General features: G+C 25.5%; 3 protein-coding genes and 1 pseudogene. 2 read left to right on the top strand and 2 right to left on the bottom strand.

Annotated features, from left to right (window positions below; translation table 4 throughout):
- Positions 1-4: 4 nt before the first annotated feature.
- Both MCORR_RS00020 and MCORR_RS00015 read right to left on the bottom strand, forming a co-directional pair.
- Positions 5-397: a hypothetical protein gene (locus tag MCORR_RS00020; protein ID WP_104207613.1), complete on the bottom strand. Its 393-nt coding sequence runs from the start codon at positions 395-397 to the stop codon at positions 5-7.
- Positions 398-554: 157 nt separating this feature from the next.
- Complete coding sequence (locus tag MCORR_RS00015; RefSeq protein ID WP_104207612.1) at positions 555-743, bottom strand: hypothetical protein; 189 nt, start codon at positions 741-743, stop codon at positions 555-557.
- A 799-nt stretch (positions 744-1542) separates the two neighbouring features.
- Between MCORR_RS00015 and MCORR_RS00010 the strand changes: the two genes are divergently transcribed.
- Together MCORR_RS00010 and MCORR_RS00005 are read left to right on the top strand one after the other, a co-directional pair.
- Entirely contained in the window at positions 1543-9672 is an 8130-nt protein-coding gene (locus MCORR_RS00010) for a BspA family leucine-rich repeat surface protein (RefSeq protein ID WP_104207611.1), read from the top strand.
- Between the two features lie 1178 nt (positions 9673-10850).
- Positions 10851-12400: pseudogene (locus MCORR_RS00005) on the top strand (hypothetical protein); the annotation flags it as partial.

Below are 12400 nucleotides of genomic sequence, written 5' to 3'. Positions count from 1 at the left end.
AAAATTATTTATAATTGATTACACATAAATCCATATTGTGTGTCGCATCATTTTGATCTGTGTTTTTCTTAGTTGAATAAAAAACTGTTCTTTTGTCTGTAAGCACTTCTTTTCATGTTCCATAGTTCTCAAACATTTGTTTTGTAGCCCTATAATAGCATTTTAAAGTTTCTTGTTTATCAAAATAAGCAGAAAGTACTATTCCAGTTAAATCGTCAATAAAAGCATGTAGTGCTCACTTTTCCTTTTCAATTCAATTATGAATAGAAGCATCTGTTTGTACACATTCACCAAAAAAATTTTTTCTTGGTTGTAAAGGATGAGCAGATTTGGAGTCTAAAATGCTCTCATTTAAAAATTGTTTAAAATCCTGTTGGTCAACGCTTTTATCTTTCATAATTTTATTGGCAATTTTCTTTCTAGTTGAACGGTGTGAAAAAGGTGAAATAATATAGTTTTTTCAAGAATAAAAATTAATGTTCTATAAGAAATCTTAATATCTTGATCTTAAATTAATTTATCTCAAAATGTATATAACTAAAATCATAGTAAATTTAATATCTTAGTTTTAAAATTTTGTTATCTACAACTTTAGGTGTTGCTTGATTAGATTTTTTATTACAGTTATTATGAATAAAACCTTTTATATCATTTTGTTTATATCTTATTATTTTTCTATTGATCGTTCTTATTGTGCAATTAAGTATGACTGCTGCTTTTTGTTTTGTAACCTTGCCCTTCATTACTTGTTCAATAACTTCGAATGCATTTCTTTACATATAGTTTACCTCTGTTCTCATTTCATCACCTCAAATATAATTTTAAGGCTTTGGACTTTTCTGCTTCTAATTAATTGAGGCATTATCACTTACAATTCAACACACTTTATTTAAAATTGACTTGTTTTTTTTTTTTTTTTGATAACATATAATAGTGAATAAAAATAGAAAGATATAAAGTTATTTTTACACTTAATGTGACTACACTTAATAGATGTAAGTTTATTTTTATGCATATGCAAAAAATTCAAAATTTAAAACCAATAACAATGAAGCAAAGTCATTTAATTGTTATTTACTTTTTAATAAAGGAGTTATCATGAATAAAATAAATTTTTTAGAACATCACACATATTAAAGTAAAAAAAATCGTCACTCTTAATAGACTCTATAGTTAATGGTTGTATAATGCTCACCAATTCTTGTTGCAAATAATGAAGTGATTGATGGTAAACAAAGGATACTGACAATCAAAAAAATATTATAATGAATTCAAGTTAAAAATCTTGGGTTATAACTTTTGGGTAGAAGGCAAAAGGCCATTAAAATTTTAAAGGCTATTGAAAACAAAAAAATCTTAAAATCAAAATATATTAGTTATAAAAAAAATAATTTAAGTTTACTAATATTTACTTTTAAGTAAGTAATTAGTTTTTTTATTCTTTGTAAATTTTATATAAGATTATGTAGTTTCACGAATTCATAGCTAAATTGGAATTAATTTTGAAATTTCATTTAAAAAGTTTCTTTTGAAAGGATAAATATGAAAAAATTATTATTAATATTATCAGCTTTGAATTTGGCATCGTTGCCGATTATAACTTTTGTAGCTTCTAATAATAATCCAAGAAAAGATATTTCAATTATTAAAGAACAGCTTCAATCAATTTTAGATTCAAAGACTAATGAATTTTGAACTATAAGTGAGTTAGAAAAAGCAATAGCTAAAGATAAATTTAAAGGCATAACTGTACATTTTAAAACAGATCAATCTTCTGGTGATTCACTTTTGAAAAAAGGTTTTGTTTTTGTTGGTAATTCTAGTAAAAACAATGATTTCAAATATAGTGGTGAAATCGTTTTATATCAAGAATTGAAAAAGTTAGAAAAAATGGATCTAGAAAATTATGATCCAAATATTTTTGATAACTGAAATCATGTTCAGTGAATTAAAAATCAAGAAGATGATATCAAGATGTTAATTCTTAATGATTTAAAGACTAAAACAAATAACAAAAATTTATCCATCTCTGATTTTGAATTAACCTTATCTAAACCAAATTTTGGTTCTAATGGTATGGTGATTATAAATGCCACTGAAAACTCTATTTATTTAAAAAGTCAGAAAACTTTAACAATTCCAAAATTGTCTGCAGTTGATATTAATAATATTAATCTTAGTTTGAATTTATCAAATGATTTAACTGCTGAACAAGTATTAGAAGCTTTAAAAAAAGTCACAGGGATTACTGATTTAACTCTTGGTGATTTTGACTTTAGTAAAACTGATGCTGATTATGGAAAAGCAGGAAGCGTTGAAATTAGTGCTAAAACTGTTTCAATGCGAATTACAGGAGATCAAACTTTAACTATTTCTGCTTTTGCTAAAAAAGACATTACTCAACTTGTTCTTGACTTAAATTTATCAAATGACTTAACTGCTGAACAAGTATTAGAAGCTTTAAAAAAAGCCACAGGGATTACTGATTTAACTCTTGATGATTTTGACTTTAGTAAAACTGATGCTTATTATGGTAAACAAGGAATTGTTGAAATTAGTGCTAAAACTGAATCAGTTAGAATTACAGGAAATAAAACTTTAACTATTTCTGCTTTTGCTAAAAAAGATATTACTCAACTTGTTCTTGACTTAAATTTATCAAATGACTTAACTGATCAACAAGTATTAGAAGCTTTAAAAAAAGCTACTGGTATTAATGATTTAACTCTTGGGGATTTTGAATTTAATAAAACTGATGCTTATTATGGTCAAGAAGGAAGTGTTGAAATAAGTGCTAAAACTGAATCTGTTAGAATTACAGGAAATAAAACTTTAACAATTCCTGTTTTGGATAAAAAAGATATTACTCAACTTGTTCTTGACTTAAATTTATCAAATGACTTAACTGCTGAACAAGTATTAGAAGCTTTAAAAAAAGCTACTGGTATTAATGATTTAACTCTTGGGGATTTTGAATTTAATAAAACTAATGCTGGTTATGGTAAACAAGGAAGTGTTGAAATTACTGCTAAAACTGAATCAGTTAGAATTACAGGAGATCAAAATTTAACCATTCCAGCTTTGGCTAAAAAAGATATTACTCAACTTGTTCTTGACTTAAATCTGTCAAATGATTTAGCAAAACAAGATGTATTAGAAGCTTTAAAAAAAGCTACTGGTATTAGTGATTTAACTTTTGATGATTTTGAATTTAATAAAACTGATGCTTATTATGGTAAAGAAGGAAGTGTTAAAATTAGTGCTAAAACTGATTCAGTGCGAATTTCAGGAGATCAAACTTTAACTATTTCTGCTTTTGCTAAAAAAGATATTACTCAAATTGCTCTTGACTTAAATTTATCAAATGACTTAACTGCTGAACAAGTATTAGAAGTTTTAAAAAAAGCTACTGGTATTAGTGATTTAACACTTGATGATTTTGACTTTAGTAAAACTGATGCTTATTATGGCAAACAAGGAATTGTTGAAATTACTGCCAAAGCTGATTCTGTTAGAATTACAGGAAATCAAAATTTAACCATTCCAGCTTTGGCTAAAAAAGACATTACTCAACTTGATCTTGGCTTAAATTTATCAAATGACTTAACTGCTGAACAAGTATTAGAAGCTTTAAAGAAAGCTACTGGTATTAATGATTTAACTCTTGATGATTTTGAATTTAATAAAACTGATGCTTATTATGGTAAAGAAGGAAGTGTTGAAATTAGTGCTAAAACTGATTCAATGCGAATTACAGGAGATCAAACCTTAACTATTTCAGCTTTTGCTAAAAAAGACATTACTCAACTTGTTCTTGACTTAAATTTATCAAATGACTTAACTGCTGAACAAGTATTAGAAGCTTTAAAAAAAGTCACTGGTATTAGTGATTTAACTTTTGATGATTTTGACTTGGTCAAAACTAATGCTGGTTATGGTAAACAAGGAAGTGTTGAAATTACTGCTAAAACTGAATCAGTTAGAATTACAGGAGATAAAACTTTGACAATTTCTGCTTTGGCTAAAAAAGTTATTACTCAACTTGTTCTTGACTTAAATTTATCAAATGATTTAACAAAAGAACAAGTATTAGAAGCTTTAAAGAAAGCTACTGGTATTAATGATTTAACTCTTGATGATTTTGAATTTAATAAAACTGATGCTTATTATGGTCAACAAGGAATTGTTGAAATTAGTGCTAAAGCTGATTCAGTGCGAATTACAGGAAATCAAACTTTAACTATTTCTGCTTTTGCTAAAAAAGATATTACTCAACTTGTTCTTGACTTAAATTTATCAAATGACTTAACTGCTGAACAAGTATTAGAAGCTTTAAAGAAAGCTACTGGTATTAATGATTTAACTCTTGGTGATTTTGAATTTAATAAAACTGATGCTTACTATGGTAAACAAGGAAGTGTTGAAATTAATGCCAAAGCTGATTCTGTTAGAATTACAGGAAATCAAAATTTAACCATTCCAGCTTTTGCTAAAAAAGATATTACTCAACTTGTTCTTGACTTAAATTTATCAAATGATTTAACTGCTGAACAAGTATTAGAAGCTTTAAAAAAAGTCACTGGTATTAGTGATTTAACTCTTGGTGATTTTGACTTTAGTAAAACTGATGCTTATTATGGTAAACAAGGAATTGTTGAAATTAGTGCTAAAACTGAATCAGTTAGAATTACAGGGAATAAAACTTTAACTATTTCTGCTTTTGCTAAAAAGGACATTACTCAAATTGCTCTTGACTTAAATTTATCAAATGACTTAACTGCTGAACAAGTTTTAGAAGCTTTAAAAAAAGCTACTGGTATTAGTGATTTAACTTTTGATGATTTTGAATTTAATAAAACTGACGCTTATTATGGTAAAGAAGGAAGTGTTAAAATTAGTGCTAAAGCTGAATCAGTTAGAATTACAGGAAATCAAAATTTAACCATTCCAGCTTTTGCTAAAAAGGACATTACTCAAATTGCTCTTGGTTTAAATCTGTCAAATGATTTAACAAAAGAAGATGTATTAGAAGCGTTAAAGAAAGCTACTGGTATTACTGATTTATCTCTTGGTGATTTTGATTTTAATAAAACTGATGCTTATTATGGTAAAGAAGGAATTGTTGAAATTAGTGCTAAAGCTGATTCTGTTAGAATTACAGGAAATCAAACTTTAACTATTTCTGCTTTTGCTAAAAAAGATATTACTCAAATTGCTCTTGACTTAAATTTATCAAATGATTTAACTGCTGAACAAGTATTAGAAGCGTTAAAGAAAGCTACTGGTATTAATGATTTAACTCTTGGTGATTTTGAATTTAATAAAACTGATGCTTATTATGGTCAACAAGGAATTGTTGAAATTAGTGCTAAAACTGAATCTGTTAGAATTACAGGAAATAAAACTTTAACAATTCCTGTTTTGGATAAAAAAGATATTACTCAACTTGTTCTTGACTTAAATTTATCAAATGACTTAACAAAAGAAGATGTATTAGAAGCGTTAAAGAAAGCTACTGGTATTAATGATTTAACTCTTGATGATTTTGACTTTAGTAAAACTGATGCTTATTATGGTCAACAAGGAAGTGTTAAAATTAGTGCTAAAGCTGAATCTGTTAGAATTACAGGAAATAAAACTTTAACTATTTCTGCTCTTGCTAAAAACGACATTACTCAAATAGCTCTTGACTTAAATTTATCAAATGACTTAACTGCTGAACAAGTATTAGAAGCTTTAAAAAAAGCCACAGGGATTACTGATTTAACTTTTGATGATTTTGACTTGGTCAAAACTAATGCTTATTATGGTCAAGAAGGAAGTGTTGAAATTAGTGCTAAAACTGATTCAGTGCGAATTACAGGAAATCAAAATTTAATCATTCCAGCTTTGGCTAAAAAAGACATTACTCAAATTGCTCTTGGTTTAAATCTGTCAAATGATTTAACAAAAGAAGATGTATTAGAAGCGTTAAAGAAAGCTACTGGTATTACTGATTTATCTCTTGGTGATTTTGAATTTAATAAAACTGATGCTTATTATGGTAAACAAGGAATTGTTGAAATTAGTGCTAAAGCTGATTCTGTTAGAATTACAGGAAATCAAAATTTAACCATTCCAGTTTTTGCTAAAAAAGATATTACTCAAATTGCTCTTGACTTAAATTTATCAAATGATTTAACGAAAGAACAAATATTAGAAGCTTTAAAAAAAGCTACTGGTATTAGTGATTTAACACTTGATGATTTTAATTTTAATAAAACTGATGCTTATTATGGTAAAGAAGGAATTGTTGAAATTAGTGCTAAAGCTGAATCAGTGCGAATTACAGGAAATCAAACTTTAACCATTCCAGCTTTTGCTAAAAAAGATATTACTCAACTTGTTCTTGACTTAAATTTATCAAATGATTTAACTGCTGAACAAGTATTAGAAGCTTTAAAAAAAGCTACTGGTATTAATGATTTAACTCTTGGGGATTTTGATTTTAATAAAACTGATGCTTATTATGATCAACAAGGAATTGTTGAAATAAGTGCTAAAACTGATTCAGTTAGAATTACAGGAAATCAAAATTTAACCATTCCTGCTTTTGCTAAAAAAGATATTACTCAACTTGTTCTTGACTTAAATTTATCAAATGACTTGACTGCTGAACAAGTATTAGAAGCTTTAAAAAAAGCTACTGGTATTAGTGATTTAACTTTTGATGATTTTAAATTTAGTAAAACTGATGCTTATTATGGTAAAGAAGGAAGTGTTAAAATTAGTGCTAAAGCTGAATCAGTTAGAATTACAGGAAATCAAAATTTAACCATTCCAGCTTTGGCTAAAAAAGATATTACTCAACTTGTTCTTGACTTAAATTTATCAAATGATTTAACTGATCAGCAAGTATTAGAAGCTTTAAAGAAAGCTACTGGTATTAGTGATTTAACTTTTGATGATTTTGACTTTAATAAAACTGATGCTTATTATGGTCAACAAGGAAGTCTTGAAATTAGTGCTAAAACTGAATCTGTTAGAATTACAGGAAATAAAACTTTGACAATTCCTGTTTTGGATAAAAAAGACATTACTCAACTTGTTCTTGACTTAAATTTATCAAATGACTTAACTGCTGAACAAGTATTAGAAGCTTTAAAGAAAGCTACTGGTATTAGTGATTTAGCACTTGATGATTTTGACTTTAGTAAAACTGATGCTTATTATGGTCAACAAGGAAGTATTGAAATTAGTGCTAAAACTGATTCAGTGCGAATTATAGGAAATAGAACTTTAACAATTCCAAAAGTACCCCCTGTTAGTCTTGATGAAATCATCATTAAAGAAGAATTTAATAATGATACAACAGATCAAGAAATTTTAAATGAACTGCAAATAGCAACTGGTATTAGTGATTTATCTCTTGATGATTTTACAATTGTTCTCTCACCATCTACATACAAAAATATTGGTGGAATAATAATTAAAGCAATTGATGGATCAATTTATTTAAAAGGAGATACAAATTTTGTAATACCAAAAATTCCTAAAATAAATTTAGATACTATAAGCATTCACATTGATGATTATTCATCAATTAATGAAGATGATATAATCGAACAAATTAAATTAATTACTGGAATTGAAGATATAAGTCGAGAAGATTTAATTATAGATATAATCAAACCAGATTATGGTATTAATGATGGTTCATTAAAAATTACAGCAAAAGATAATTCTTATTATTTAATTGGTCAAAATGAAATTGTAATTAATAAGTTTTCAATTAAAATTATTAGCAAAGAAATACAAAATATTATAAATTCAAAGCAATATGAACAATGAAATAAAGAGGATTTAATTGTAGCTATTGAAAATTTATATAAAGATGTGGATATGAAATTATCTATAGATAGTATAAAAATTACTGATTCGAAAAAAAGTTCTAATTCAAATGATTCTGTTGATAGATATGAATATGTAATATCAACTCAAGAAGGTGGTTCTGATATTTTCAAGCAAGATGTTATTACATTATCAGAAGAAACAGCTCAAAACACATCATCCTCACTTTATTTAACAAATGATGATGAACTTTTAGTAACAACAGATTTTGATTTTAGTCAAAAAAATGCAAAAAACATTTATAAAATTGGTTATAACAGTAGCGGAAATACATTAAATTATGTTAATGTAAAATATATTACAAGTGTTTTACCAGAAGGTATTAAAAACTTAGCAAACTTTTTCAACAATAATTCTTTTTCAATAATTGAAGGAATTGAAAATTGAGATACTTCAAAAGTAACTAATATGAGTGGAATGTTTGCAGGTGCTCTTACTTTTAATCAAAATTTAAATAATTGAGATACTTCAAAAGTAGAAAATATGCTTAATATTTTTAATAATGCAACTAATTTCAATGGTGATATTTCAAATTGAGATATTTCACAAGTAAATAATGCAACTCAAATGTTTTTAAACGCTAAAAACTTTAATCAAGATATTTCAAATTGGAATACTTCATCATTAAAAAATATGTTTAGAATGTTTGAAGGTGCTTCTTCTTTTAACCAAAATTTAAATAATTGAGATACAAGTAATGTTAATAATATGTCAAGAATTTTTAACAATGCTTCATCTTTTAATGGAGATATTTCAAATTGAGATACTTCAAAAGTAACTGATATGAGTGGAATGTTTGCAGGTGCTTTTACTTTTAATCAAAATTTAAATAATTGAGATACTTCAAAAGTAGAAAATATGCTTAATATTTTTAATAATGCAACTAATTTCAATGGTGATATTTCAAATTGAGATATTTCACAAGTAAATAATGCAACTCAAATGTTTTTAAATGCTAAAAACTTTAATCAAGATATTTCAAATTGAAATACTTCGTCATTAAAAAATATGTTTAGAATGTTTGAAGGTGCTTCTTCTTTTAACCAAGATTTAAATAATTGAGATACAAGTAATGTTACTAATATTTCAAAAATGTTTAACACTGCTTCATCTTTTAATGGAGATATTTCAAATTGAGATACATCAAATATTATTAGTATGGAAGAAACGTTTAATGGTGCTTCTTCTTTTAACCAAGATTTAAATAATTGAGATACATCAAAAGTGACTAATATGTACAGAATGTTTCAAAATGCTTTGTTTTTTAATGGAAATATTTCAAATTGAGATACAAGTAGTGTCACTAATATGGGTGCTATGTTTAATAATGCATCAAATTTTAATCAAAATATTTCAAATTGAAAAACAAGTAGTGTCACTAATATGTCATGAATGTTTAGAAACGCTATTAATTTTAATCAAAATTTAAATAATTGAGATACATCAAAAGTAATAGATATGTCATGAATGTTTGGAGCAACTTCAGCTTCAGAGTTAATGTCTTTTAATGGAGATATTTCAAATTGAGATACAAGCAATGTAGTTGTCATGAGTTATATGTTTAATAATGCATGTTCTTTTAATCAAGATATATCTAAATGAGATACATCAAAAGTTATAACTATGGAAAAAATGTTTTGAAAAGATGAAAACAATGATACAAAAAAAATGGTATTTAATCAAAATTTAACATCTTGAATTACTTCTAAAGTTTTGAACCATAATGATTTTTGAAATTATAAAACATCAGAAAAATGAGTAAATCAACCTAAATTTAAATAGAATTATTTTAAAATTGTTACTTAATATTATTTGTATTTTTTATTATAATATATTTAATTTTAAAAGAGATAAATTGCTCTGTTCTTTATTCTTTGAATTAAATCAAAGTTTGAGTGTCAAGAAAAAGTGGGTAACTCCCACTTTTTTATTTACTAATTTACATATATAGTTCTTCAATTTTGTATGCATTTAATATTTAATATTGAGCAGGCTTTTATATACTCTAGATCTTATATATTTAAAATTATTTATATCTTTGTTAATTAAACTAAAATTTTTAAAAAAGAAGATCACTAAAATAAATATATCATTTAACCACTTATCAAAACTTGGAGATAATTGATTATGAAATAACTAATTTAAATAACTATCAAAAAATCACAAACCAACAATTCATTAAAAACTTTTTAATTTTTGAAACAATTTTATTTGGTTTTGCATTGCAGCTAGCTTGTATAAATATAATTATTCTTTTATTTTTTTATGTCTATAGTTCTTATAGAGTAATTTAAAACTATTGAGTTTTTTGCTTAAGTAAGTCTTTTAAGTAATTGTTGAATAACTGCGAATGTATTTCTTTTGATATAGTCAACTTCTGTTCTAATTTCTTCATCTCAAATATAATTTTAAGGCTTGGACTTTTCTACTTTCTAATTAATTGAGAATTATCATTTACAATTCATCACCCTTTATTTGGGTTTGACTTGTTTTTTTTTTTTTTTTGATAAACTTTAATTTGAATAAAAATAAAAAGAATATAAAGTTATTTTTTTCACTTAATAGATCTAAGTTTATTTTTATGGATATGCAAAAAAATATAAAATTTAAAACCAACAACAATGATGTAAAGTCATTTTATTGCTTATTTACTTTTAATAAAGGAGCTATCATGAATAAAATAGATTTTTTAGAACATCATACATATTAAAGCAAGAAAAAATGATCACTCTTAATAGAGTCTATAGTTAAAGGCTATTGAAAACAAAAAAATCTTAAAATCAAAATATATTAGTTATAGAAAAAATAATTTAAGTTTACTAATATTTACTTTTAAGTAAGTAATTAGTTTTTTTATTCTTTGTAAATTTTATATAAGATTATGTAGTTTCACGAATTCATAGCTAAATTGGAATTAATTTTGAAATTTCATTTAAAAAGTTTCTTTTGAAAGGATAAATATGAAAAAATTATTATTAATATTATCAGCTTTGAATTTGGCATCGTTGCCGATTATAACTTTTGTAGCTTCTAATAATACTCCAAGAAAAGATATTTCAATTATTAAAGAACAGCTTCAATCACTTTTAGATTCAAAGACTAATGAATTTTGAACTATAAGTGAGTTAGAAATAGAAATATATAATAAAGGAATTGATAAACTTAAAGGCATAACTGTACATTTTAAAACAGATCAATCTTCTGGTGATTCACTTTTGAAAAAAGGTTTTGTTTTTGTTGGTAATTCTAGTAAAAACAATGATTTCAAATATAGTGGTGAAATCGTTTTATATCAAGAATTGAAAAAGTTAGAAAAAATGGATCTAGAAAATTATGATCCAAATATTTTTGATAACTGAAATCATGTTCAGTGAATTAAAAATCAAGAAGATGATATCAAGATGTTAATTCTTAATGATTTAAAGACTAAAACAAATAACAAAAATTTATCCATCTCTGATTTTGAATTAACCTTATCTAAACCAAATTTTGGTTCTAATGGTATGGTGATTATAAATGCCACTGAAAACTCTATTTATTTAAAAAGTCAGAAAACTTTAACAATCCCAAAATTGTCTGCAGTTGATATTAATAATATTAATCTTAGTTTGAATTTATCAAATGATTTAACTGCTGAACAAGTATTAGAAGCGTTAAAAAAAGCTACTGGTATTAATGATTTAACTCTTGGTGATTTTGACTTTAGTAAAACTGATGCTTATTATGGTCAACAAGGAATTGTTGAAATTAGTGCTAAAACTGATTCAATGCGAATTACAGGAAATCAAACTTTAACTATTTCTGCTTTTGCTAAAAAAGATATTACTCAAATTGCTCTTGACTTAAATTTATCAAATGACTTAACTGCTGAACAAGTATTAGAAGCTTTAAAAAAAGCTACAGGGATTACTGATTTAACTCTTGGTGATTTTGAATTTAATAAAACTGATGCTTATTATGGTCAACAAGGAAGTGTTGAAATTAGTGCTAAAACTGAATCAGTTAGAATTACAGGAAATAAAACTTTAACTATTTCTGCTTTTTCTAAAAAAGACATTACTCAACTTGTTCTTGACTTAAATTTATCAAATGACTTAACTGCTGAACAAGTATTAGAAGCTTTAAAAAAAGTCACTGGTATTAATGATTTAACTCTTGGTGATTTTAATTTTAATAAAACTGATGCTTATTATGGTCAACAAGGAATTGTTGAAATTACTGCTAAAACTGATTCTGTTAGAATTACAGGAGATCAAACTTTAACTATTTCTGCTTTTGCTAAAAAAGATATTACTCATCTTGTTCTTGACTTAAATTTATCAAATGATTTAACTGCTGAACAAGTATTAGAAGCTTTAAAAAAAGCTACTGGTATTAGTGATTTAACACTTGATGATTTTGACTTTAGTAAAACTGATGCTTATTATGGTAAAGAAGGAATTGTTGAAATTACTGCTAAAGCTGATTCTGTTAGAATTACAGGAGATCAAACTTTAACAATTCCTGCTTT

The organism is Mesoplasma corruscae, from assembly GCF_002930145.1.
Lineage (GTDB): Bacteria > Bacillota_I > Bacilli_A > Mycoplasmatales > Mycoplasmataceae > Entomoplasma > Entomoplasma ellychniae.
Note: the sequence above shows the minus strand (reverse complement) of the source record. Positions and strands in the feature narration are given on the sequence as shown.